Here is a 23392-nt window from a genome sequence, read left to right as displayed (position 1 = left end):
ACCTCCGCACAGTTGAGTAGGCCTGTAAAAGCTGATGAAATCAGTGTATTAGAGCCCACTCAACAACTGCGTCTTGCTCGACAATCCAAAAATAATTGAGAGGCTAGGACTTGTGTCCCAGCCTCTTTTGGTTTATTACACTCCCTTTTCCATCTTGCTCCTCCATTTCCTAAAAATTTCCTGACCATTTTTTTAGGAGGGAATTATTTTAAATCACTAATTGTTGTGAGATTTTCACAAAATCTTGTCAGTGCCCGTCATTCATAAACTTGTAAAATTTTTGTACACTTTACGTTATCTGTACAAAAATTAGAATTGTTGTCTAATTTATTCTTTTGGAGTATAATGCTCTTTGTTAGTGTCGTAAAATTATTTAACATATAAATTATTTTAACGTCAAATAAATAGAAACAGATTGATACAACTACAGAAAGGAACATATGGTACGCCAAAGACAAACAACAACCAAGTCAGACTTACGAAATGCGCTCTCAAAACTCCTCTTGCAACAACCTTTTGAAAGCATCACTATTCGACAATTAACTGAAACCGCTGGGATTAACCGCGGGACCTTCTACTTGCACTATGTCGATAAATACGACATGTTTGAGCAAATGAAAATGGACATGATGCAAGAATTGGATAGCCTCTTCATTGAAGGAAGCCCTGTCAAGGTAAACTTTCTCAATGTGTTAACCGCTATTAAAGAGAATTATGATTTTATTTACGCATTGTCACAATCCTGTTGCTCGGACTTCCGTAAATTGGTAAGAAGTTTTACCCTTCATGCACTAGACGATACTCCCCATGCGAAAGAACACATCATTTCAGACTTTCAAGTTCCATACAAGTATGGGCTAGAAATTTTCATCGCTACGATTGAATCTGTGATTGTGACCTGGTTAGAATCCGGTGCCAAGGAAGAGCCAATCGAAATCGGGACGATCATTCTTAGCGTCTGCGACTTTGCTAGCTGGAACTAAATCCCCCAACCTTTTCCTACCTTTATGGAGAAGGTTTTTCTTTTTGGCAAATGAACAACATATAGATCACCTTGTTCAACTTGTTTGTAGAAAGCAAAAAAGCAGGATGCTAGGCTCCTGCTTTTTCTTTATTTTTTCTTTGCCAACATAGTTGCAAATCGAAGTTGAATCCGATGGCCATTCTCATCTCGACGATGGAGATGGCCAGGATTTTCATTGTATTTGACCAATTCCCAATCCTTGTAATACTCCGCCAATTCTCCTTCTTTAAAGGTGAACGAGAAGGGCATCTGGCAGGGATAATCTTCCGTATCCATGGCACAGACAATGAGATTGTAGCCACCTGGATTGGTATGCTCTTGCATATTGCGGATAATCGCTGGAATCCGATCAGCGTCTAAAAACATGAGGACCACAGTTGATACGATAAAGTCATAGTTTTGGGTAAGGGCTGCAGCATTGATATCATAAAGGCCCACTGGCATGTCCAGATCTTCCTCAGCGACAATACTTTGTAAGATCTCAAGTGCCAGCTCATTTTGATCCACCGCTGTTACGTCAAAGCCATGTTGGGCCAAAAAGAGGGCGTTGCGTCCTTGCCCGCATCCTAGATCCAGTGCCTTTCCAGCGGGGACAATTCCCACTGCTTCTAGCACTTCTGAATGGACAGGGTTGGTGTTGTATTTTTTGGGGAAATAGTCTTTTGGCTCACAGTAAAATTCCAGGTACCACTCCACATCGTCAGTCGCCGCTTCGACACGATGCCAGGCCTGGGGCTCGGCCATGGGGTTTTCTGCTCCGGCTTCAAAGAGGTGGCTCGCGATTTCTTCCCCCTCTTCGGTCAATTCAATAAATCGTAACTGACCCTTTAAAACTGTAATCTTTCCCCAGGTTCCTACCTTGGTATTGTGCTTTCTTTGAAGAGCTTCTGGCATGGTATCCTTGGTCCAGATAGGCATGCGCTTGTAAGCAATCAATTTTTGTGTCATGCTGCTTCTCCTTTTTCTTTCTGTACCCTTATCATACAGAAAAAAGCCCCTTTTTACAAGTTGGAAAAAGAGGCTCCGCTTTCTAGCGAAACCTCCTTGTTAGGATCTATTCATCCTCTTTATTTTTTGATTTTTTATAAAAGAATCCAGCTAAACTAAATCCACAAACAGCCAATACTCCAAGAAGGACTGAGAAGACCACACTTGAATCTTGGGTTTGGCTAGCCTTTTTAGGGGTACCTCCAAGAGCTTCCTGACAAGTTTCTGGCTTTTTATCAGAAGATTCTTTTTCAGCAGCAGCCATTAAATTCGCTTTGTTATAGCCATCGTAGACAAAGTCAGCTTCCAAGCCCTTTTCCTCACGGATCTTATCTTCCATTTCCTTTTCAGTAGCCTTGATTTGTTTGAAGATTACATCTGCTCGATCCATGGATTCCTTGGTAACTTCACCTTGAAGGGCTTTGGCTTGTTCATCTGTGAGACCACTGTATTTTTTATCCAAAGCAGCTTGTTCCTTGATCCAGCCGGCTTCCATTTCTTTCCATTTATCTTGGATACTGGTGCCAAAGAGGTCTGGATATTTCATGACCATTTGGTCGATATGCCAAACAGCCCAATACCATGAAGTAGGATCATACTTAGCAGAGCGGACTTTAAAGGCACCATAGGTGTCATTGACCAAGCCATAGAATGGGACATATGGGGTATTGCGACTTTGAGCGAGACCCAACCAAACGATTCCACCAAATGGACTTGGCAAGTCTTTCTTGATTTGATAGACATGGGCATCAATGACGTTTTCATTCCCTAAAGCATACTTGTATTTCTTGGTATCGACTTTTTTTCCTGGTTCGGCCAAGTCATCTGCTGTAAATTGTTTGAGGTGTTCAAAACGGTTCCGTTGTTCTGCAAAGACATCTTCTAGACTATACTTTTTAGAAGGATCCGTTGGTTTACGAAGCAGATCAAAGTGTTGATCATCATAGTTGACATCCGCTTTTGGATCCATCAGGGTAATCCCTGCATAGGTCCGTGAGCGGTTGCGTTCCGTGTATTCATCCGGACCATAAGAGTCCGCAATATGGAACTTGCCATCCTTATCCGTCTTGTAATGGTCGGCTTTCTTAGCTACTGCTTCTACATCTTTTGAAGCAATGACATTGTCCTTGTCCTTGAGATCCACATGTCCCAGATAGTAGGTATTGGCAAAAATCGCATAGCGGTCTTGTGGGAATTTAATGGCCACATATTGATGACCTGAGAGGATTTCCATGTACCAGAGCTCATTTTTATCTGCTACGACGATAATGTTCCCTTCAGCAGAACCTTTTTCATCCAAGGTCTTGGCAACAATTTCGATTCCTTCTCGAGCAGTTTTTGCACGAGGCAAGACCAAGTCGATCATGGAAGCTTCTGGTAGGCCATCCTTGACCAAAGGGTCGGCTTTCAAAATCTTGTCATGAGGAGTCGCTGATACCGTCGCTGTCATCGATACGCCCACTTCATTAAAACCATGAGCTCCGAAATTCCCGTTACTTCCATCACCACGCGCAGCATCATAGGTCGCTGTGTACTTCATTTCATGGCTCAAATGAGGATAGGTAAAGCCATTGGACTCATCTTCGATCTTATCTCCTTCCTTGTAGTCCTTTGCTGGAACTACAACAAAGTTTTGATTGTGGCGTCCACCATCTGGTGCATAGGGATAGTCCTCTGTACGACCGTAAAGCATAGAGCCATCCGTGGTTAAGTCCTTTCCCACAATGAAGGCGGAACAGGCTTGTGCAACCTGCACAGGGAAGAGAGCGATCAGCATGAGGCCAAACAGTAGTTTGAATAGGATTTTCTTCATAGTCTTTCTCCTTATTGACTACAAAAGAGGCTAGAAAAACTTTCAAGCCTAAGAAAAGCAACTATACCAACACCCTAATTTTAGTATATAATATAAGCATTTCTTTTGCAAGCGATTACAAGCAGAAAGCATAAAAAAGACAGATCTGAAATAAGTTTCAAAACTGTCTTTTTCTTTAACGTGTATTGTATTGTTTCATGACCCGTGCGATGTCCCGGTTTTGTTCCCGACGCTTGATGGATTCACGCTTGTCATAATCATGTTTCCCTTTAGCGAGTCCCAAAAGCAATTTGGCATAGCCGTCCTTGAGATAGACCTTCAAAGGCACTAAGGTCATTCCGGTCCCTTTGGTGTCTTGGTCCAGCTTTTGGATTTGCTTTTTATGAAGAAGGAGCTTGCGACGACGGTCTGGGTCTTGGTTCCAGATATTGCCTTCCTCATAAGGGGCAATGTGGACATTGCTAAGCCAAACTTCGCCATTTTTTACTTGTGCAAAGCCATCTTTCAAGTTAATGCGTGCCGCACGGACACTTTTGATCTCTGTCCCCGTCAGCACCATCCCTGCTTCAATCGTATCCACGATGGTGTAGTCATGTCTCGCCTTTTTATTTTGCGCGACTACCTTTCCTTCGCCCTTTGCCATGTTTGGCTCCTTTCTTTGCTACTTCCTTGTAAAATGGTTTCTTCCCTTTTTTCTTTTTGGATTTAGATGAAGAATCTTTCCGTTTGTCATCTTTTCTAGCGGTTGATCCCTTAGAAACTTTTTTGTCCTTGCGTCTGCGATCCCTGCGATTACCATCTCGGTCACGCCCTTTAGCCTTGAGGCCTTTTTCGACGACATCCCATTCACTTGGAATATAAGAGAAATCAATCTCTCCTGTCATCTTATCGGCCCTTTCTACCTTGATTCGGATTTGCTGACCGACACGGAAGGTCACTCCCGATTTTTCTCCCCGAAGGGTGAGATCTCTTTCGTTAAAATGGTAGAATTCAGGAAGATTGGTAATATGGATCAAGCCTTCAACTGTATTTGGCAACTCCACAAAGAGGCCAAATTTCACCACACTGGAAACCACGGCATCGTACTCTTCCCCAACATAGTCTTCCATGTATTCTGCCTTCTTTATAGCTTCTACTTCGCGCTCTGCATCAATAGCCCGGCGCTCCCGACTAGAGGATTGGCTGGCAATGTCTGGAAGAACTTGCTCAAAGTGATCTGCCACTTCTTGAGATTTTCCGTATTCGCGCACCATTCGATGAACCATCAAGTCCGGATAACGACGAATAGGACTGGTAAAGTGGGTATAATACTCCGCAGCGAGCCCATAGTGGCCATGGTTATGCTCTGAGTAGCGGGCCTGCTGCATCGAGCGCAACAACATCATCGAAAGGACATCTGCATAGGGTTCTCCTTCGACCTTGCGCATAATTTCTTGCAGGGCCTCTTGGCTCATCTCACTAGCCGTTCCGTAGATTTGGATCCCAAAGCTGGAAGCATAATCGATAAACTTCTGTACTTTTTCTGCTTTTGGATCTTCGTGGATCCGGTAGATAAACGGCAGTTTCAGTCGCGTAAAGTGCTCCGCCACTGTTTCATTGGCAATCAACATAAAGGACTCGATCATCCGCTCGGCAATTCCTCTTTGGCGAAGGACGATATCGACCGGTTTTCCTTCTTTATTGACCAGGATTTTAGCCTCATTGGTATCAAAATTGAGAGCTCCGCGGCGAATCCGCATGCTCTCTAAAATACCATGCAAGGTGGCCATTTGATGAATACTTGGGACAATTTTCTTAAAGGTTTGAGCCTTTTCTTCGTCGCCCGCTAAGATATCATTGACGTCGCTATAGGTCATTCGGAAGGTTGTATTGATCACTGTTTGGGTAATGGTATGCTTGACAACCTTGCCATGAGGATCAATCTCCATGATGGCAGACTGGGTCAGGCGATCCACATTCGGATTTAAAGAACAGATCCCATTGGAGAGACGCTCTGGCAACATGGGTACTACTCGGTCGGTCACATAGACAGAGGTCGCCCGATTTAGAGCTTCCTTGTCGAGTGCTGAACCTTCCTGAACGTAATAAGAAACATCTGCGATGTGAACACCCAGCTCAAAGTTGCCATTCTTGAGTAACTTGATATGGACCGCATCGTCCAAGTCTTTGGCATCAGCCCCGTCGATGGTAAAGGTGATCTCCTCTCGCAGATCTAACCGTCCCTCTAAATCCTTTGCAGACGGTGCATCTGGAACCTGCTCAGCCTCTTTCAGCACTTCTTCTGGAAATTCTGAGACGATGTCCATGGATTCTAACACTTCCAAGACATCGATTCCTGGATCTGTCACATGACCGACCACATCCCGCACAGTCGCCACAAAATAATTGTGCTTGCGGCTCGGGTATTGATCAATTTCGACTTTGAGGATTTCGGTACCTTCCAATTGGATGGCTGGCTTCTTCACATAGATCAGCTGGCTGATCTTTTGATTTTTCGAACGAATGTAGCCGGCATATTTAGGCTTTTCCTCATCCAGGACAATTTGTCCAACTACCGTTTTGATGCTATGCTCCAAGACATCAATAATCTTAGCTTCTGCTGCCGTTCCCTTGTTTCGGTCTGCTACCTTGGTAATGACGATCTCAACGGTGTCACCATCGATAGCGTGGTTGACATCATTTCGGCCAACAAAGAGGTCCTCTTCTTCGCCTTCTAAACTGACAAAGCCAAAGCCATTCTTATGCGCATGAAAGATCCCCTTGAGGGTAATAGCTGGGGCCTTCTTTTGAGCCAAACGAAGAGAGCCATCATCTTCGAATTTCAACTCATGACGGCGTTCCATCAGAGAGATGGTTTTGACCAAGTCACGGAAATCCTTAGACCCTTCCTTTCCTAGAGCTGCTGCCAGATCATTGATCTGGGCTTTGTCATGCTCTTGTAAATATTCTTTAATACTTGTTTTCATTGATTTATTTGCTGGTTATCCAGCCTCCTTTTTTTCTATCTAGTTGTGTCTTTGTTTGCAAAATAAAAATAGGCAAAGACATTGTCTGAGCCTATCTTATCTACTAGAAAGTACCATTAAGATCATCGCGATCAATAACCAAAAGAAGATCATAATAGCTGTTAAACGCTGCATCACGGCTTCAAACCCGCGCGCTTTTGAACGTTCAAACAAGTCATTTGAACTTGCGTCAAAGACGTTGCTCGATTGGTTTTTTGTTGGTTGCATAAAAATTGCGATAATAATCAATACTGATAATACTAGTAAAATAGTTGTTAATGCTCCGCTCATATTCAAAACTCCTTAAAATCCTCACTATTATACCATGAAAATCATTTTGATTCAATATGTAAGGTTACTTTTCTTTCCTTAGGACAATACTTCAAGACCTCGATCTTTTCGGGATGGGTTTTGGTATTTTTACTGGTCAAATAATTCTGACTCCCACAGCTGGTGCAGGTCAATTGAACTTTAATTCGCACGTACGTCTCTCACTTTCAAATACTTTCTAAATAAGAATAAGAGGAACATCAAATCGGTAAAGGCCAAAAGGGCTGTACCGTAAAATACCCAATGATAGCCAAAATGCATGAAAATACTCGATCCCATCATTGGCCCTAACACGCCACCTAAATAATAAAAGAGCTGGTTGTAGCTAAAGATCCGAGAAATCCCTTCAGGAGGGGTTAAACGATTCAATAATGCAGAAACTCCTGGTAGTAGGGCCCCTGTCCCGATCCCAAAGAGGAAGCGTAAGATTCCTAATTGTAGGGGTGTTTGCGCTTGGGCACAAAGGATATAGAGACAGCCACTATAAAGAAGGGCGATTAATAAGAGCCGGTGATTCCCAATTCGGTCTCCGAGTTTTCCCATCCAACCTGAAAAGAGCATACTAGAGACTCCCATAGCCGAAACAATCATCCCCGATACAAAGATCAGGTTATCTCTTTGTCCCAAAGCTCGCACATAAAGAGGCAGGATCGGAGAAATAGATTGGGCGATCATTTGAATGGTCATGCTGGTCAAAAAGAGGCCCAAGAGAATATCCTTCTGCTGAATGGACTTGAGCAACTCCCAACTGGATTTTTGTTCTTCTTTTGGAAGGGGCTCATAGTCTTCCTCAATGCCCCAGAAGGTTAAGAGGGAAACCAAAAATAAGAAGAAGCCGACCAAGAGAAAGACATTGCGCATTCCTAGATTTTCAGCAATGAGTCCTCCAATCAAAGGGCCCATCAAGGTGCCAGCCACGACACCTGTCGACAAAGTCCCTAGGGCATAGCCCGATTGATCCTTGGGAACTTGGCTAGCAATCAGGGCTGTACTATTGGGGACAAAGCCTGAAAAGACCCCATTGAGCAAGCGCAGGACCAAGAGCCAAAAGACGGATGGGACAAAGGCAATGCCGCCCATGGTCAGCGTCATGGCAATGGAAGCTCTAAGCATCATGGGTTTTCGACCATAGCGGTCGGCTAAGCTCCCCCAGATGGGAGACATGATCGCAGAGGTTACAGAAGAACTCGCAACGGCTATGCCAGCATAAAAGGGAACAGCCTTGCCCGTAATGCCCAACTCTTCCACAAAGAGGGCCATAAAAGGGACAACTAAAGAAAGGCTGGCTCCGATGAAAAAGCACCCGATCCAGGCAATATATAGATTTTTACGCCAATTGATTTCTCTTGTGATAAAATCATCTTCTTTCTAATTGTTGTAGGGCTGCATCTAATTGGGCATAGAGGGTAGCAAGATCATCATTATTGTCTAAGACCAGATCTGCATGGGCTCTTTTTTCATCTAGCGGCATTTGAGCAGCGATGCGTTCTTGGGCCTGCAGTTCTGATAAGTGGTTGCGTTCCATCAAGCGTTTGAGCTGGGTTTCTGTTGATACAGCTACCAACCAGACAGATTCAAACCACTCTTCATAGTGCTGCTCGATTAAGAGAGGAATATCCATAAAAAAGAGAGCGGATTGTGCAGCTTGTCTATCTCTTACCTCAGCTAGAGCCTCACGAATAAGCCTGCCTTGGACGCGATTGGACCAGTTTCTTTCACTAGGATTTGAAAAGATCCGCTGACCCAAAGCGACGCGGTCCAGCTCTCCTTCTTTGGTAAGGATCTCTCTCCCCAAATGATCCACTAGGACACGGTAGAGGGCTCCTCCTGGTGCTTGCAAATCATGAACCACTTGATCAGCATCAATGACAGGATACCCTTTTTCTCTCAGATAGGAGGTCACAGTGGACTTTCCTGAAGCAATCCCTCCTGTTAATCCGATGATTCTTGCCATCTAGTTCTCCTTTTGGCAGTGGGGGCAAAAATGGGTTCCACGTCCCCCCAGCTGGATTTTCTCAATCGGTGTCCCGCAGCGCAAACAAGGCTGGCCTGTTTTCCCATAGACCTGGTGTTCTTCCTGCATGGTGCCATCTTCTCCAAAAGCATTGCTGTAGGAGCGAATGGTGGAGCCACCCTTTTCAACAGCTTGAGCAAGCACAGCAATCGTTTCTTTGCGGATTGCTTTGGCTTCTCTAGCAGTCAAGCTTTGACCCAAGCGGGCTGGATGAACCTTGGCTCGATAAAGGACCTCATCCACATAGATATTGCCCAAACCAGCCACTAATTTTTGGTCTAAAAGAGCTGATTTAATGGGTTTCTTTGATTTTTTAAGAGCTGCTTGGAAGGCTGGCTCTTTAAAATCCGCTTCCGTCGGCTCTGGACCAATTTTTTTCGCCAAAAAATAGCTGTCGACAAGCTCAGGTATGAGGACTTCCATGGTCCCAAACTTGCGGACATCTTCATAGACCAGAGTGCTACCATCTGTAAAATGAAAGAAGACATGGGCATGCTTGCGAAGAGGAACCTCGTCTGGATAAAAGAAATACTTGCCTTCCATCCGCAAATGCGAGATGAGGACCAGATCCGTCAGATAAAATAAAAGGTATTTCCCACGGCGCCCCATGGCCCGAATTTCTTGACCTGGAAGATCTTGACAAAAAGCATCTAGATCCGTATGAATCATCTTTAGATACTTTACTTCCACTGACTGAATGGTTTTTCCAAGAATTAATTTCTCAAGACCGCGTCGAACCGTCTCTACTTCTGGTAATTCAGGCATAGCTTCTCCTTCTCTAAAAACAAGAAGCAGGCTTCTGCCCACCTCTTCTTAATATTCTTTTTCGTTGTATCCGAAATCAGCTAGGTCTAATTTCTTATCCCGCCAATTTTTCTTGACCTTGACCCAGGTTTCTAGGAAGACTTTGTCCCCTAGCATGAGCTCGATATCCTTACGCGCAAGGGTTCCAATCTTCTTGAGCATGGCGCCACCTTTTCCGATGACAATGCCTTTTTGGCTATCGCGCTCGACCATGATGGTTGCACGGATATGAACCTTATCGGTTTCTTCATCCCGCTTCATAGAATCCACTACTACTGCCACAGAGTGGGGAATTTCTTCCCGCGTTAAATGCAAGACCTTTTCACGGATCATTTCAGAGACCAAGAAGCGCTCTGGGTGGTCAGTGATTTGGTCAGCAGGGAAATATTGAAAACCTTCTTCTAAGTTTTCACTTAAAATATCAATCAAACGCGAAACATTGTTTCCTTGAAGGGCTGAAATCGGCACGATTTCCTTGAAATCCATCTGACTACGGAAGTCATCGATTTGCGCCAAGAGTTGGTCAGGGTGCACCTTGTCGATCTTGTTGACCACCAGAATAACCGGCACCTTAGCAGCCTTGAGGCGCTCGATGATCATGTCATCGCCCTTCCCACGTGGCTCATCTGCTGGCACCATAAAGAGAACGGTATCCACTTCTCGAAGGGTGCTATAGGCCGACTCCACCATGAAGTCTCCAAGCGCTGTCTTGGGTTTGTGAATCCCTGGGGTATCGATAAAGACGATCTGTTCCTTATCCGTCGTATAAATCCCCATAATCTTATTGCGCGTTGTCTGCGCTTTGTCACTCATGATGGCAATTTTTTGCCCCATGACGTGGTTCAAAAACGTTGACTTCCCAACATTGGGACGTCCTAAAATGGCTACAAAGCCTGATTTAAATGTCATAATATCCTTTCACGAGGGCATGCTCCCTCTTATCCAAATACCAAGGCCCAGAATTTGGGCACAAAAATCACCAGTCCTGTTAGTAGGGCAAAACCTGATACGACAAGGACTGCTCCAGCCGCCATGTCTTTGGCATTCTTTGCCAACATGGAGAAATGGTAGTTACTAGCTAAATCCACCACATTTTCAATGGCTGAATTCATAATTTCAAAAGCAATCACCAAGGTGATGCTGAGCAATAAAAAGAGCCATTCTGTCGCAGAAATCCTAAATACCAAACCAGCAAGAATTGCAACAAGGGCTGATAAGGCATGCTTGCGCATATTGCGCTCTTCTTTGATCGCCGTGAAAATTCCTGTTATCGCAAACTCCAGGCTTGAAGTGAAGTCCCGATTTTTCCATTTTCTCTTATTGTCTTGTGAGTCCATAGGCTGTCAAAATCTCTTCCTGTAAGCCAAACATTTCCTTTTCTTCTTCCGGCGTATAGTGATCATAGCCATTGATGTGAAGAAAACCATGCACTGCTAAAAATCCCATTTCGCGCTCAAAGCTGTGGCCATATTCTTCGGCTTGCTCACGCGCTTTGTCAATTGAAATAAAGAGCTCACCAATATAGGTATCGAATTCAGCCATCATCTCTGCCAATTCTGGATTTTCTGCAAGGTCTTCCTCGTCAAAAGAAATCTCCATCTCTGGCTTGTATTCTAAACTGATGACATCCGTCGGACGATCCGTATCACGGTATTCAAGATTTAGTTCATGACTGCGTTCATTGGTTACAAAAGTCACAGCCATTTCCTTGTCTTCTTTCCCAATTTTTTGAGCAGCAAATTCTAAAATTTCTTGCGTTTGTTTTAAGATTTCGTCAGAGACTTGACCAGTCTCATCTACCATTTCAATATACATCTGGATCACCTCACTATTATCACTTCATTATAGCATAAAACCAGCCTATATACTAGATACAGGCTGGTTTTCAATCTTTTTCTTTGCAGGACAACCTTACACCACTGTTTGCTGAATGGCATTCATCTGGGCATAGATCCCACCTTGTGCAACCAGTTCTTCATGTCTACCACGTTCCACAATGCGTCCTTCGGATAAGACTAAGATCTGATCTGCATCTTGGATAGTGGACAAGCGATGGGCAATGATAAAGGTGGTCCGGCCCTTTTGCAGGACTGCCATAGCCTTCTGGATGATTTCTTCTGTTTCCGTATCGATGTGAGAAGTTGCCTCATCCAAAATCAGAATTTGCGGATTCATATAGAGCGTCCGCGCAAAGGAAATCAATTGACGCTCACCACTTGAAAAGGCGGATCCTTTTTCTACGACTGGATGGTTGATCCCCTTTTCAAGGCGCTCTACAAAGGGCCAAGCCCCGACTTTTTTCAAGGCATCTTGGACCGCCTCCCGATCAATGTGTTCCTGACTCATGGCCACATTACTAGCTATGGTCCCTGTAAATAGATAAGGATCCTGCAGAACAATCCCCATATGGCTTCGTAGGCTCTCACGAGAGACTTGGCGAATATCTTGACCATCGATCAAAATCGCTCCTTCTTGAGGATCATAAAAACGATAGAGCAGGTTCATAATCGAAGTCTTACCTGATCCAGTATGGCCCACAAGAGCGATGGTTTCCCCAGGGCTAGCCTGAAAGGCAATATCCCGCAGAACTGGCTTGCCTTCTTCATAGGCAAATTGAACGTCGTCAAACACGACTTCTGCCTTTTCTATCTTCAGTTCCGATGCACCATCGTCTTCTAACGGTTGATCTAAGAAAGCAAGGACGCGGCTCCCCGTTTCTAAAGATCGCCGAATATTTGGGAATTGACGACTGAGATTGGCCATGAGATCAAATAGATTAATCACATAGTTAATATTGATAAATAAGAAACCGGCCGTCACACCGATATTGCCTTGTAGGAAAGAAATCCCAGCAATAGTCAAAATGCCCGCAATCACTAAAAACTTGAGCAATTCCGTCAAGGTCCAAGAAGCGATAGAATCAGCCAAGAGGATTCGATCATTGGCTCCTAACATCTTCTGAGTAGTGGCTTCAAACTCCTCCACCACACCAGGCTCTTGATGATAGAGCTGAATCATACTGGCACCATGCAAGAGTTCATTGACCTGGGTATTGACCTCGCTTCTCGCATCAAAGAAATCCTTCATAGGCTGGTCCGTCATGACCTTGTAGAGATACTGGATCCCATAGAAAATCGGAAAGACCAAACACAAGAGAATGCCCATCATAGGACTCAGGTAAAAGAGAATTCCTAGGATAAAGAGAAAGCGCACCAAGTAGATGACTAAAATCATACAAGAGTTATAAAACTGGGTCCGCAAGGTCTCCGTATCATTGACAATTCTTGTCGCGATCTTCCCAGCCGGCTTATCATCAAAATAAGAAATAGGCAGCCCTTGCATGACTTGAAAGGCTTGGTCTCTCAGACTAGCAGTTACTTGGTTACTTCCATGCAGTAAGATCCGATTTCCCATGTAGCTTATCAGCTGCCCAAGGCTCAAGACCAAGAGATAGAAGCCTCCCATCTGAAGCAAGTCACCTTGTCCTCCACCGTGGGTCAATGCAGTCAAAGGCCCATCGATCATCTTTTGGAGAAGAAAGGGAGACAATTCAGAAAAAATGGTGGCTAGTAAGAGGCAAATAAAGCCAGCAAGAAAGACAGTTGGATAAAGCGTGATCCTCGATAATAATCGTTTTAAAACTTTCATCTTATTCTCCTTCCTGTTTTTGTTGCCGTTGGTATTGTTCATAATACCAGCCTTCTTGAGCCAATAATTCACTAGCCCTGCCTTCTTCTACAATCTGCCCTTGATCCAAGACGATGATCCAATCCGCCTGATGAACAGCAGACAAGCGATGGGAAACAATGATGGTCGTCTTGTCTTTTCGTTCCTTTTGAATGGTGTCAATAATGGCCTGTTCAGTCTTCGCATCCACTGCCGAAAGGGAATCATCTAACAGCAAGAGCTCAGCATCTCTTAAGAAGGCACGCGCCAGAGAGATCCGTTGTTTTTGACCTCCTGATACAGAGACCCCTTTCTCACCGATCAGGGTATCCATTCCATGAGACATCCGCTCGAGATCATCCGCAAATGCAGCTTGGGCTACTGCTTCCACCAAATCTTCTTGGCTGGCTCCTTTTTTACCAAGCGCTATATTCTCACGGATAGACTTGGAGAATAAAATATGTTCTTGGGAAACATAGCCAATTTTATCTTCAATGGAGCGTCGGTTGTAGGCAACGATCGGTTGCTGGTTGACCAAGAATTCTCCCTCACCAACTGGATACTGCCGCAAGAATTGTCGAACCAGGGTAGTCTTTCCTGCACCGGTACGACCAACAATTCCAACCGTCTGTCCTTTCTGAATGGTCCAATCAATGCCTGACAGGCTCTTTCGCTCAGCACCAGGATAGCTGAAAGAATAGTCCTTAAACTGCACCGAATCAATCTGCTCTAGGTAATGAGGACCATCTGGCTCCAGATCATCCGTTTCATCAATCACTTCTTTTAATTTTTTATAGGACATTTGCCCTGTCTGGTAGACCAAGATCAGGTCCGCCATCATCCACATAGGCTCAATTAAAAAGACCAAATACAGCTGCAAAGCCAATAACTTGCCAAGGCTCAATTGTCCACTTGCTAATGACTGACCTCCAAATACCAAGAGTAGGACCGTCGAAAAACCAATAAACAAAAGGGCTAAGGGGCCAAAAGAATACTGGATAGAGGCAATTTTGTCCCCTGTTTTGGATAGACTGGCCGTTTTTTTCTGAAACTGTTTGACCTGCTGGTCCCGCCTACTATAGGCTCGCATGACACGGATCCCTTCGATGGACTCCAAGACTTCATCGTTCAATTGAGCGACTGCTTCCCGGTTTTGCTCAACATACTCCTCCTGCTTTCTACTCAAAAAATAGGTCGAGACGACGAGGAAGATCATCGGAATAAAGGAAATCAAGGTTAATTGCCAAGAAATGAAAAACATGGTCGGAATAATAAAGGCAAACAAGCCACCGCCAAACAGGAGCACCATCATCCCGTAACCAGCCATGTCGGCCATGCCATCGACATCCGTCGTGAACCGCGTCAAGAGATCTCCTGAACGGAATTTCTCAAAAAAGGGACGCCGCATAGCTACTAGTTTACGAAAAGCTTGTCCCTGAAGGGTCGCCTTAAAATGGACCGACGACTGAAAGAGGCGCAACTGCCAATAAAAAGCCGTCAAATAGTTGAGGATGGCAGATCCTACCAAGAGGACCATATCCCATACAAAATTGGACTGTGTCAGCGTCTGCTGACTCAAATGATCCACTAAACGCTGGATGACTTGCGTCGGGATCAATAAGGTGTAATCATAAAGAATCAGGGCCATAGCGATCCTTACATATCGCCACTTGCGCTCCCTGATATACTCCCAAATAGCTCTGATCATATATTCTCCTTTTCAAAATGGCACAGAAAAAACCCAAGTAGGAGCTGAGTACGTGCTCAGTCCACACTTGGGCCTTCTGATGCCTGTCACCAATTCAGTTAAGGCAGGTAAAAATGCATACAAAAAACCCAAGACAGACTCCTCCATCTTGGGTTCCATTTATAGTTTACATCGAACTCAACTGAGATTGGAGAAGCTGTGTATTCAATTGTGTCATCAAGAATGCTACTTTGTTCATGATGGTTTTCTCCTTTCTCTTTGTTGTTCTAACTTTACCACGTATTTCCTTGCTTGTCAACGTTTTTTTGAAAATTGTTGAAAAAAGCCGGACTTTTAAAGATGGACTTGCAAAAAAAGAAGCCTAGATCTTCTCTAAGCTTCTCTCTTCTGCTATGCTAGTTGCCGGGATTGAACCGGCGACCTCATCCTTACCATGGATGCGCTCTACCGACTGAGCTAAACCAGCAGTACCTATCTACTATATCATGGAGATAGGTCTTTTGTCAATATCCTGACTCATTTTTTCTGCCAAATATTCTTCTTTAGTGAGGACATAATGAACTCTCGTCACCATTCTCCCTTCTTCATGCAAGTCTAGCATCGCGTAGGGCTCCTCGTGAGAATATTTCATCCCTGATTTGGCCATCACCCGTCCAGAAGCTGGGTTGTCCTGATCATGAACAGCAATGAGCTTGTTCATCCCTAACTGTTCAAAAGCCAAGGCAATGACTGCCTTGGTAGCCTCTGTCGCAAGACCTTGGTTCCAATAGTCTTTATTCAGAACATAGCCGATACTCCCCTTCTTCAGACAAAGATCCAAATCCAGTAAATCAATCGTCCCGATAAATTTTCCATTCTCTTTGAGCTCGATCCCCCATCTTCCAAGTGGGCTCGCTAGGTATAAGAGGGCAATATTATTACGCGTCTCTTCTAGACTTTGATTGGTTGCAAAGGTATAGCGCGTAACTGTCTCATCAGAAGCATACTCAAACATAGCCGGTGCGTCTTCAAGAGTGACCGGACGCAAGTGCAAGCGCTCAGTCTCTATTTCTCGATAAGCCGCTAACTTCACATATAAATTTTCCATTTGACTCTCCTTCTTTAGGGATTAGTTTAGCAAATAACATAAAGGAAGGCAAGCTCAAATTTTTCTTGCTTTTTAACCCACTTTTCTATACAATTAAATCAATCAAAACAATCAGATAAGGAGTGAAAAGGTCATTGAGTCAAGAGAGCCATCTCACACCAATGGCCTTTTTACACCTAAATCTGAGCAAGGAGGCAAGAATGCTCATTGGAATTCCTAAAGAAATTAAAAACAACGAAAATCGGGTCGGTTTGACACCTGCAGGCGTACAAAGCTTGGTGAAGAAAGGTCATCACGTTTTGGTGGAAACAAATGCCGGACTTGGTTCTGGCTTTGCGGATGAAGATTACACGAAGCAAGGGGCAACCATCGTTGCGACTGCTGCAGAAGCTTGGGCCGCTGAGATGGTGGTCAAAGTCAAAGAACCCCTCGCTGAAGAATATGGCTTCCTTCGCGAAGACCTCTTGCTCTTCACATACTTGCACATGGCTGCTGCTCCTGAATTAGCAGATGCCATGGTTGCAGCCAAGACAACTGGTGTAGCCTACGAAACCGTTCGAGACTTAGATGGACAATTGCCACTCTTGGTGCCAATGAGTGAGGTGGCTGGACGGATGGCCGTGCAAATCGGTGCTCACTTCCTGACCAAACAAGAAGGTGGATCAGGAGTCCTCCTAGGTGGGGTGCCAGGTGTTCCCAAAGGAAAAGTTACCATCATCGGAGGCGGGGTCGTTGGAACCCACGCAGCTCGTATCGCCCTTGGACTCGGTGCCCAAGTGACCATCTTAGATATCAGTGCTAAACGTTTGGCTGTTCTGGAAGATGTCTTTGGTCACCAAATCCAAACCCTTATGTCCAATCCATTTAACATTGAAGCCAGCGTCCGTGATGCCGATGTTGTCATCGGAGCTGTCTTGATTCCTGGGGCTAAAGCTCCTAAATTAGTGACAGACGATATGGTCAAACAAATGCGTCCCGGTTCAGTCATCGTCGATGTGGCCGTTGACCAAGGTGGTGTTATCGAAACAGCAGACCGTGTCACAACGCATACGGAACCAGTTTACGAAAAACATGGCGTGCTCCACTATGCCGTTGCCAATATCCCAGGGGCTGTCGCACGTACCTCTACTATCGCCCTTACCAATGTGACCCTTCCTTATGTTGAATCCCTGGCTGACAATGGCTTCCACAAGGCAATTGCCCTCGATGAAGGCTTGCGCCAAGGTGTCACTACTTACCAAGGCCATATCACAAGCCAACCTGTTGCTACTGGTTTAGAGCGCGACTTCACACCAATCGATGAATTGGTTTAATTTCTAACATAAAAAAGGCAAAGATCTGATGATCTTTGCCTTTTCTTTTATTCTTCTTCTTCCACATCCGATTCTTCTTTGAGCACTGAATTTGGGATGGGCTCGTAGGCCCGGATAATTTCTGCTACTACAGGATGGCGAACAACATCCTTGGCAGAGAAATGCACAAAGTCGATCTGAGAAATATTTTTCAATTTCTCCTGGGCATCAATCAAGCCGGATTTGACATTTCGAGGAAGGTCAATCTGGCTAGTATCTCCATTGACAATCATCTTAGAGTTAAAACCAAGACGGGTCAAAAACATCTTCATCTGCATGATGGTGGTATTTTGCGCTTCATCGAGGATGACAAAGGCATCGTCCAAGGTCCGCCCCCGCATATAAGCCAAAGGCGCAATCTCGATAATCTCCCGCTCCATCATCCGAATTGTTTGGTCTTTCCCTAAAATCTGGTATAGAGCATCATAGACCGGTCGTAGATAAGGGTCCACTTTTTCTTTGAGATCCCCTGGTAGGAAACCAAGGCTCTCTCCAGCTTCAACAGCAGGACGAGTCAAAATGATCCGCTTGACTTGACCACGCTTGAGGGCAGTCACAGCCAAAGTCACTGCTAGGAAGGTTTTCCCAGTCCCCGCTGGTCCAATCCCAAAAGTAACATCATGGTTCTTGACACTATCGACATAGATCTTTTGACCAAGCGTTTTAACCCGAATGGGCTTGCCGTAACTATCCTTGATAATCTCTTCTTCATAGAGAGCGATGAACTTATCCAATTCCCCATTTCTCACCATGGTAATGGCGGTCACCACATCCGGCGTTCCAATGGTCATGCCACGGTTGACGAGGACCAAAAGGGCCTGGATGACTTGACGAACTCGCTCGCAGGTTTCTTCTTCCCCAATGATTTGGACTATTTCTGTCCGGGCATGAATAGTCACCCCAAATTCTTGCTCCATCAAACGAAGATGGCGTTCGTTAGATCCAAACAAATGAAAGAGATCGTCTGGATGCGTTAATGTAATTTCAACTGAATGTTCTTGCAAATAAAGAACCTCTCTACCTGTGTTTTTCTATTATTATAACAAAGAGGCCGAGAAAAAACCATCCTCGACCTGTCCTTTTCTAGTGGGCTTGGTATTCTTCCCAAATCGCATCAAAATCGCCAAGATTAAAGGAAAAGCTCGCATGCTCTTCTAGATAGCGACTGACCTCGTCGAAGTCATCTGTATGCTTGGGAAAAGCGGACTCATGAAATGCAAGATCCGCCAAAATGGCCTTAGGAGCATTGCTTTTAGGATTGCGCTCCGTCATCAGCCAAGTATAAAACGATTTTCGCATAAGCCTCCTCTTAAATCAACTCTGTTCCAAACTGGTCTTGCTTGATTTTTTTGGCCTTCATCAAACCACCCAAAGCCTTTTTGAACTGGCCTTTTGAAATCCCAAAAGTTGCTTTGATTTCTTCTGGAGAGGACTTATCATTCAAGGTCATAAAGCCACCATTGGTTTCCAAATAGGTCAAAATCATTTGGGCATCGTTTTCCAACATCTCAAAGGAGCGTGGCTTCAAAGATAGGTTCAAGGTCCGGTCCACCTCACGAAAACCGATGACGCGAGCATTTACGACCTCTCCCAAACGAGGTTCTGCATAGCGCTCACTTGGGTGGATAAAGCCCAGCATATTGTTCTCTGGAAGGTAAACAAAGGTTCCAGACAATTTCAAGCGGTAGACAATGGCTGGCCAGTTTTGGTTTTGCATATTGTTGTAGGCTGGACGAGCCAAACGCTGGAAATCTTCCTGGTAGGCTAAGATCCCCCAAATCCGATCTTTCTTATCAACTTCTAAGCGAATATAGAGACGATCGCCCTTTTTAGGCCATAGATCTTTGATCTCCGGTAGGATATCTAGTGAGACAACAATCTGCTTATCTGGAAGCCCTGTATCCACGAAGACTCCCAAATCCTTGCGCACTTCCGTGACCGTTCCCCAGCCAAAGCTTTCTTGAGTTGCAGTGACTTCAAGTGTCGTGAGTCGGAGCTTTTGCTTCATATCTGTATAGGCAAAGCCCTTGACACTTTCTCCGACTTGATGGGGGCCTTCTGCTTTATCAAGCGCGTAGGTCTGACCATCTTTTTGAACAAAATAGAAGTGATCATTTTCATCAATGACCATTCCCATGATGTAGCTTGCTAGATTCGTATTCATGTTTCCTTCTTTCCTCTTGCCTCTTCACAAGAATAATGGAAATAAAACCCAGCCAGCAGTGCCAACTGAGTCTTTCTTTCCTGTAATGGTTGGGATGGATTAAACTTCCATCAATTCTTTTTCTTTGTGAGCTGTCATTTCATCTACATGCTTAACAGCGTCATCCGTAACTTTTTGAATCTCTTTTTCAAGACCTTTCAATTCATCTTCTGTGATTTCTTTTGCTTTTTCTTGTTTCTTCGCTTCATCCATAGCATCACGACGGATGTTACGGATCGCTACTTTAGCATTTTCACCCACTTTTTTCACTTCTTTTGCCAAGTCGCGACGAGTTTCTTCTGTCAAAGCTGGGATAACCAAGCGGATAACAGATCCATCGTTGGCTGGAGTGATACCAAGGTCAGAAGCATTGATGCTGTGCTCGATGTCTTTCAAAGATGATTTATCAAATGGTGTGATCAACAAGACACGTGCTTCTGGAATCGTGATAGATGCCAATTGGTTCAAAGGAGTTTCTACTCCGTAGTATTCTACAAAAATACGATCCAAAAGACTTGCATTTGCACGTCCAGCACGGATGCTACCAAATTCACGTCCCAAACTTTGGTGAGACTGGGTCATTCTTTCTTTTGCTTTTTCTACGATTGGGTTTGCCATAATCTTCCTCTATTTTCTATTATTTTTCTACGTTATTCGATACGGTTGTACCGATATTTTCACCAAAGACAACGCGTTTGATATTGCCTGGTTCATTCATATTAAAGACAACCAAGTCAATGTCGTTGTCCATGGAGAGAGTAGAGGCTGTTGAGTCCATGATGCGAAGACCTTTATTGATCACATCACGGTGAGTCAATTCCTCAAATTTCACAGCTGAAGCATCTTTTTTCGGATCGGCATTATAAACACCATCGACCCCATTTTTGGCCATGAGAATGGCATCTGCTTCAATCTCAGCTGCACGAAGAGCTGCGGTCGTATCTGTTGAGAAATAAGGAGAACCGATTCCTGCACCAAAGATCACGATCCGGTCTTTTTCAAGGTGACGAAGGGCACGACCACGGATATAAGGTTCTGCGACTTGTTGCATGGCAATCGCTGTTTGAACACGGGTATCCACGCCAACTTGTTGAAGCGAATCAGCCATCACAAGGGCGTTCATGACAGTACCGAGCATACCTGTATAGTCTGCTTGGACACGATCCATCCCTGCTTCAGCAGCAGGTTCTCCACGCCAAAGGTTTCCCCCTCCAATCACCAAGGCAATTTCAATTCCAAGTTCATGAACTTCCTTGATTTCTTGGGCCATATTTTGGACAGTTTTGATATCGATTCCGACACCACGTTCGCCAGCAAGGGCTTCACCAGATAGCTTGATTAAGATACGTTTATACTTAGGTTCTACCATTTTCTCTCTCCTTTTTTGATCTGTATTATTTTACCATAAATTACGTTTTTTATATAGTCATATCCATCAAAATTTTCTTTTTTCCATTTGATTAATTTTACCAACTGTAGCAAATAAAAATGGAGTACAAAAAAAGCTACCCGAAGGCAGCTTTTCATTTCAATTAAAGTGAGTTAACATCCACTTTGATACCAGGACCTTGAGTTGTAGTCAAAGTCAAGCTAGTTACGTAAGTACCTTTAGCTGTAGCTGGTTTTGCTTTTTGGATTGTGTCGTTGAAAGCTTTAAAGTTTTCAACCAATTTAGTATCATCGAATGAAACTTTACCGATGATCGCTTGAACGATACCTGCTTTATCAGCACGGTAAGTGATTTTACCACCTTTAGACTCTTCAACTGCTTTCGCAACATCCATTGTTACTGTACCAGTTTTAGGGTTTGGCATCAAGTTACGTGGTCCAAGGACACGTCCAAGACGTCCAACAAGAGCCATCATATCAGGTGTAGCGATAACAACGTCGAAGTCCAACCAACCATCGTTGATTTTCGCAACAAGGTCATCTTCACCTACGAAGTCTGCACCAGCAGCTTTTGCTTCTTCAGCTTTTGCACCACGTGCAAATACAAGTACGCGAGCTGTTTTACCAGTTCCGTTTGGCAATACCATTGCACCACGGATTTGTTGGTCAGCTTTTTTCACGTCGATGTTCAAGTTGTATGCAACTTCTACAGTTGCGTCAAATTTTGCAAAGTTAGTTTCTTTTGCAAGAGCTACAGCTTCTTCTACGCTGTAGACTTTTGTGCTGTCGATTTTTTCAAGAGCAGCACGAAGTTGTTTGCTTTTTTTAGCCATTTTATCTTTCTCCTTGTAATGTGGTCATATCGATTTTCATCTCCCACGTCACTCGTCATTTGATCAAGTGTATTGCGGGCAAATAGGATTGTTACAATTAGTCAGTAACAGTGAATCCCATAGAACGAGCAGTACCTTCGATCATACGCATTGCAGACTCAATGTTTGCAGCGTTCAAATCTGGCATCTTAGTTTCAGCGATTTGTTGTACTTGTGCACGAGTTACAGTTGCAACTTTCGTTTTGTTCGGTGTACCTGAACCTTTTTCAACACCTGCAGCTTTTTTCAAAAGAACAGCAGCTGGTGGTGTTTTTGTAACGAAATCGAATGATTTATCTTCATAAACAGTGATCACAACTGGGATGATCATACCAGCTTGATCAGCTGTACGAGCGTTAAACTCTTTAGTGAATCCCATGATGTTGATACCTGCTTGACCAAGCGCTGGACCAACCGGTGGAGCTGGAGTAGCTTTACCAGCAGGGATTTGCAATTTTACAAGTTTTTCGACTTTTTTAGCCATTTCTTAAATCCTCCTTTGTGGTTTTGGCGGTAATTACAGATTTTTACCTCCCACAAGTATGCTTTGTGCATACCTTTCTATTATACACGATTTCTCTTTTTTTGCAAGAAAAAATTAAAATATAGTAAACTTTTTTTTCGTTTTATGATAGAATGAAGCTATGTTAATCAAAGTTGCTTCTGTATTATTTATTTTTTTAACGCTGATTCTGAGCGGCATCATTGTTCACCTCTTTAAACTCCAAAAAAGAGGATGGCGATCTACCGATATTGCCTTTCCTTTATTTGCCTTGGAGTACTACCTGATCTCAGACAGCGCTTTTTACCACAGCCTCTTACCACTATTAGCCTTGAGCCTTTCGCTTTTGGCCTTGGGGCTAACGGTTTATTTCTTAAAAAAGAAAAAGAGTTTTTATTATCCGAAATTTATCAAATACTTCTGGCGCGCTGGATTTCTTGTTACCTTCTTGCTCTATCTGATCTTAACCGCTAGTTTGTTTATCTAATACCAAAAGACAACTCTATCTTTGGAGTTGTTTTTTTTATAAATAACCTAGATGATACTGCATTGCCTGAAATCATTTTAAGTTTAAATTCTCCAAATATTTACTGAAACTTTCCGACGTGAGAAAAGTGCTAGAAACACGATTGTTTC

At 44.0% G+C, this 23392-nt stretch carries 25 protein-coding genes and 1 tRNA gene; 3 read left to right on the top strand and 23 right to left on the bottom strand.

The features are described 5' to 3' along the window. The first annotated feature begins 440 nt into the window (after positions 1-440). Entirely contained in the window at positions 441-983 is a 543-nt protein-coding gene (locus tag HMPREF2917_RS01550; protein WP_024054594.1) for a TetR/AcrR family transcriptional regulator, read from the top strand. A gap of 128 nt (positions 984-1111) precedes the next feature. Here HMPREF2917_RS01550 and tehB read toward each other — a convergent pair whose 3' ends face one another. The 16 genes from tehB to HMPREF2917_RS01470 all read right to left on the bottom strand — a co-directional run bounded on the left by tehB (position 1112) and on the right by HMPREF2917_RS01470 (position 16438). Further along, positions 1112-1972: an SAM-dependent methyltransferase TehB gene (gene tehB / locus HMPREF2917_RS01545; RefSeq protein WP_070588787.1), complete on the bottom strand. Its 861-nt coding sequence runs from the start codon at positions 1970-1972 to the stop codon at positions 1112-1114. Positions 1973-2078: 106 nt separating this feature from the next. Beyond that, the gene (locus HMPREF2917_RS01540) at positions 2079-3824 is read right to left on the bottom strand and encodes a C69 family dipeptidase (protein ID WP_070588786.1); all 1746 of its coding nucleotides are present in this window, start codon (positions 3822-3824) and stop codon (positions 2079-2081) included. A gap of 175 nt (positions 3825-3999) precedes the next feature. Continuing rightward, a complete protein-coding gene (smpB, locus tag HMPREF2917_RS01535) occupies positions 4000-4467 on the bottom strand; it encodes an SsrA-binding protein SmpB (protein ID WP_003005443.1) in 468 nt (155 codons plus the stop codon). Then, positions 4430-6790 (bottom strand): ribonuclease R, encoded by a 2361-nt coding sequence (rnr, locus tag HMPREF2917_RS01530; protein ID WP_070588785.1) that lies wholly within the window; start codon positions 6788-6790, stop codon positions 4430-4432. Before rnr ends, smpB begins: the two co-directional genes overlap by 38 nt. Before the next feature lie 96 nt (positions 6791-6886). Continuing rightward, the gene (secG, locus tag HMPREF2917_RS01525) at positions 6887-7120 is read right to left on the bottom strand and encodes a preprotein translocase subunit SecG (RefSeq protein ID WP_003008189.1); all 234 of its coding nucleotides are present in this window, start codon (positions 7118-7120) and stop codon (positions 6887-6889) included. Positions 7121-7161: 41 nt separating this feature from the next. Then, positions 7162-7311 carry a 50S ribosomal protein L33 gene (gene rpmG, locus HMPREF2917_RS10805; protein ID WP_003005699.1) on the bottom strand — a complete coding sequence of 50 codons (150 nt, stop codon included), beginning with the start codon at positions 7309-7311 and terminating at the stop codon, positions 7162-7164. Next, the gene (locus HMPREF2917_RS01520) at positions 7301-8500 is read right to left on the bottom strand and encodes a multidrug efflux MFS transporter (protein ID WP_305366782.1); all 1200 of its coding nucleotides are present in this window, start codon (positions 8498-8500) and stop codon (positions 7301-7303) included. Before HMPREF2917_RS01520 ends, rpmG begins: the two co-directional genes overlap by 11 nt. Before the next feature lie 16 nt (positions 8501-8516). Continuing rightward, positions 8517-9113, bottom strand: a complete 597-nt coding sequence (gene coaE, locus HMPREF2917_RS01515) for a dephospho-CoA kinase (protein ID WP_070588783.1) — start codon at positions 9111-9113, stop codon at positions 8517-8519. Beyond that, the gene (mutM, locus tag HMPREF2917_RS01510) at positions 9114-9938 is read right to left on the bottom strand and encodes a DNA-formamidopyrimidine glycosylase (RefSeq protein ID WP_070588782.1); all 825 of its coding nucleotides are present in this window, start codon (positions 9936-9938) and stop codon (positions 9114-9116) included. 48 nt (positions 9939-9986) lie between these two features. Beyond that, positions 9987-10886 (bottom strand): GTPase Era, encoded by a 900-nt coding sequence (era, locus tag HMPREF2917_RS01505; RefSeq protein WP_003004993.1) that lies wholly within the window; start codon positions 10884-10886, stop codon positions 9987-9989. Positions 10887-10915: 29 nt separating this feature from the next. Further along, positions 10916-11314, bottom strand: a complete 399-nt coding sequence (locus tag HMPREF2917_RS01500; RefSeq protein ID WP_003008202.1) for a diacylglycerol kinase family protein — start codon at positions 11312-11314, stop codon at positions 10916-10918. Beyond that, positions 11295-11792 carry an rRNA maturation RNase YbeY gene (gene ybeY / locus HMPREF2917_RS01495; protein ID WP_003005431.1) on the bottom strand — a complete coding sequence of 166 codons (498 nt, stop codon included), beginning with the start codon at positions 11790-11792 and terminating at the stop codon, positions 11295-11297. Before ybeY ends, HMPREF2917_RS01500 begins: the two co-directional genes overlap by 20 nt. Positions 11793-11888: 96 nt before the next feature. Next, on the bottom strand, positions 11889-13625 hold the full coding sequence (tetB(46), locus tag HMPREF2917_RS01490; protein WP_070588781.1) for a tetracycline efflux ABC transporter Tet(46) subunit B: 1737 nt from the start codon (positions 13623-13625) through the stop codon (positions 11889-11891). A 1-nt stretch (position 13626) separates the two neighbouring features. After that, positions 13627-15351: a tetracycline efflux ABC transporter Tet(46) subunit A gene (gene tetA(46), locus HMPREF2917_RS01485; RefSeq protein WP_070588780.1), complete on the bottom strand. Its 1725-nt coding sequence runs from the start codon at positions 15349-15351 to the stop codon at positions 13627-13629. 393 nt (positions 15352-15744) lie between these two features. Then, positions 15745-15817 (bottom strand) — tRNA-Thr (locus HMPREF2917_RS01475). A gap of 12 nt (positions 15818-15829) precedes the next feature. Next, positions 15830-16438: a GNAT family N-acetyltransferase gene (locus HMPREF2917_RS01470; RefSeq protein WP_003008216.1), complete on the bottom strand. Its 609-nt coding sequence runs from the start codon at positions 16436-16438 to the stop codon at positions 15830-15832. A 200-nt stretch (positions 16439-16638) separates the two neighbouring features. Here HMPREF2917_RS01470 and ald point away from each other — a divergent pair, with 200 nt between their 5' ends. Then, entirely contained in the window at positions 16639-17751 is a 1113-nt protein-coding gene (gene ald / locus HMPREF2917_RS01465; protein WP_037608011.1) for an alanine dehydrogenase, read from the top strand. A gap of 47 nt (positions 17752-17798) precedes the next feature. Here the strand turns inward: ald and HMPREF2917_RS01460 are convergent, their stop codons facing one another. The 7 genes from HMPREF2917_RS01460 to rplK form a co-directional block, all read right to left on the bottom strand. After that, complete coding sequence (locus HMPREF2917_RS01460) at positions 17799-18794, bottom strand: PhoH family protein (protein WP_070588779.1); 996 nt, start codon at positions 18792-18794, stop codon at positions 17799-17801. A gap of 79 nt (positions 18795-18873) precedes the next feature. Then, positions 18874-19089 carry a YozE family protein gene (locus tag HMPREF2917_RS01455; protein ID WP_003005127.1) on the bottom strand — a complete coding sequence of 72 codons (216 nt, stop codon included), beginning with the start codon at positions 19087-19089 and terminating at the stop codon, positions 18874-18876. A gap of 10 nt (positions 19090-19099) precedes the next feature. Beyond that, positions 19100-19954: an RNA-binding virulence regulatory protein CvfB gene (gene cvfB, locus HMPREF2917_RS01450; protein WP_014713682.1), complete on the bottom strand. Its 855-nt coding sequence runs from the start codon at positions 19952-19954 to the stop codon at positions 19100-19102. Positions 19955-20053: 99 nt separating this feature from the next. After that, complete coding sequence (gene frr, locus HMPREF2917_RS01445; protein ID WP_003005165.1) at positions 20054-20611, bottom strand: ribosome recycling factor; 558 nt, start codon at positions 20609-20611, stop codon at positions 20054-20056. A 19-nt stretch (positions 20612-20630) separates the two neighbouring features. Further along, the gene (pyrH, locus tag HMPREF2917_RS01440; RefSeq protein ID WP_003005706.1) at positions 20631-21362 is read right to left on the bottom strand and encodes a UMP kinase; all 732 of its coding nucleotides are present in this window, start codon (positions 21360-21362) and stop codon (positions 20631-20633) included. A gap of 163 nt (positions 21363-21525) precedes the next feature. Then, positions 21526-22215, bottom strand: coding sequence for a 50S ribosomal protein L1 (gene rplA, locus HMPREF2917_RS01435; RefSeq protein WP_003005355.1), 690 nt, complete (start codon positions 22213-22215; stop codon positions 21526-21528). A gap of 97 nt (positions 22216-22312) precedes the next feature. Next, positions 22313-22738: a 50S ribosomal protein L11 gene (rplK, locus tag HMPREF2917_RS01430; protein WP_003005369.1), complete on the bottom strand. Its 426-nt coding sequence runs from the start codon at positions 22736-22738 to the stop codon at positions 22313-22315. 160 nt (positions 22739-22898) lie between these two features. Here rplK and HMPREF2917_RS01425 point away from each other — a divergent pair, with 160 nt between their 5' ends. Next, a complete protein-coding gene (locus tag HMPREF2917_RS01425; RefSeq protein WP_049472904.1) occupies positions 22899-23243 on the top strand; it encodes a DUF3397 family protein in 345 nt (114 codons plus the stop codon). Positions 23244-23392: the final 149 nt, after the last annotated feature.

The sequence above is a fragment of the Streptococcus sp. HMSC061E03 genome (genome assembly GCF_001813505.1).
Taxonomy (GTDB): domain Bacteria; phylum Bacillota; class Bacilli; order Lactobacillales; family Streptococcaceae; genus Streptococcus.
Note: the sequence above shows the minus strand (reverse complement) of the source record. Positions and strands in the feature narration are given on the sequence as shown.

Coding starts and splice junctions, on each gene's coding strand:
- HMPREF2917_RS01550 (WP_024054594.1), top strand. CDS start 441: ATGGTACGCCAAAGACAAACAACAACCAAGTCAGACTTACGAAATGCG.
- tehB (WP_070588787.1), bottom strand. CDS start 1,972: ATGACACAAAAATTGATTGCTTACAAGCGCATGCCTATCTGGACCAAG.
- HMPREF2917_RS01540 (WP_070588786.1), bottom strand. CDS start 3,824: ATGAAGAAAATCCTATTCAAACTACTGTTTGGCCTCATGCTGATCGCT.
- smpB (WP_003005443.1), bottom strand. CDS start 4,467: ATGGCAAAGGGCGAAGGAAAGGTAGTCGCGCAAAATAAAAAGGCGAGA.
- rnr (WP_070588785.1), bottom strand. CDS start 6,790: ATGAAAACAAGTATTAAAGAATATTTACAAGAGCATGACAAAGCCCAG.
- secG (WP_003008189.1), bottom strand. CDS start 7,120: ATGAGCGGAGCATTAACAACTATTTTACTAGTATTATCAGTATTGATT.
- coaE (WP_070588783.1), bottom strand. CDS start 9,113: ATGGCAAGAATCATCGGATTAACAGGAGGGATTGCTTCAGGAAAGTCC.
- mutM (WP_070588782.1), bottom strand. CDS start 9,938: ATGCCTGAATTACCAGAAGTAGAGACGGTTCGACGCGGTCTTGAGAAA.
- era (WP_003004993.1), bottom strand. CDS start 10,886: ATGACATTTAAATCAGGCTTTGTAGCCATTTTAGGACGTCCCAATGTT.
- HMPREF2917_RS01500 (WP_003008202.1), bottom strand. CDS start 11,314: ATGGACTCACAAGACAATAAGAGAAAATGGAAAAATCGGGACTTCACT.
- ybeY (WP_003005431.1), bottom strand. CDS start 11,792: ATGTATATTGAAATGGTAGATGAGACTGGTCAAGTCTCTGACGAAATC.
- HMPREF2917_RS01470 (WP_003008216.1), bottom strand. CDS start 16,438: ATGGAAAATTTATATGTGAAGTTAGCGGCTTATCGAGAAATAGAGACT.
- ald (WP_037608011.1), top strand. CDS start 16,639: ATGCTCATTGGAATTCCTAAAGAAATTAAAAACAACGAAAATCGGGTC.
- HMPREF2917_RS01455 (WP_003005127.1), bottom strand. CDS start 19,089: ATGCGAAAATCGTTTTATACTTGGCTGATGACGGAGCGCAATCCTAAA.
- cvfB (WP_014713682.1), bottom strand. CDS start 19,954: ATGAATACGAATCTAGCAAGCTACATCATGGGAATGGTCATTGATGAA.
- frr (WP_003005165.1), bottom strand. CDS start 20,611: ATGGCAAACCCAATCGTAGAAAAAGCAAAAGAAAGAATGACCCAGTCT.
- pyrH (WP_003005706.1), bottom strand. CDS start 21,362: ATGGTAGAACCTAAGTATAAACGTATCTTAATCAAGCTATCTGGTGAA.
- rplA (WP_003005355.1), bottom strand. CDS start 22,215: ATGGCTAAAAAAAGCAAACAACTTCGTGCTGCTCTTGAAAAAATCGAC.
- rplK (WP_003005369.1), bottom strand. CDS start 22,738: ATGGCTAAAAAAGTCGAAAAACTTGTAAAATTGCAAATCCCTGCTGGT.
- HMPREF2917_RS01425 (WP_049472904.1), top strand. CDS start 22,899: ATGTTAATCAAAGTTGCTTCTGTATTATTTATTTTTTTAACGCTGATT.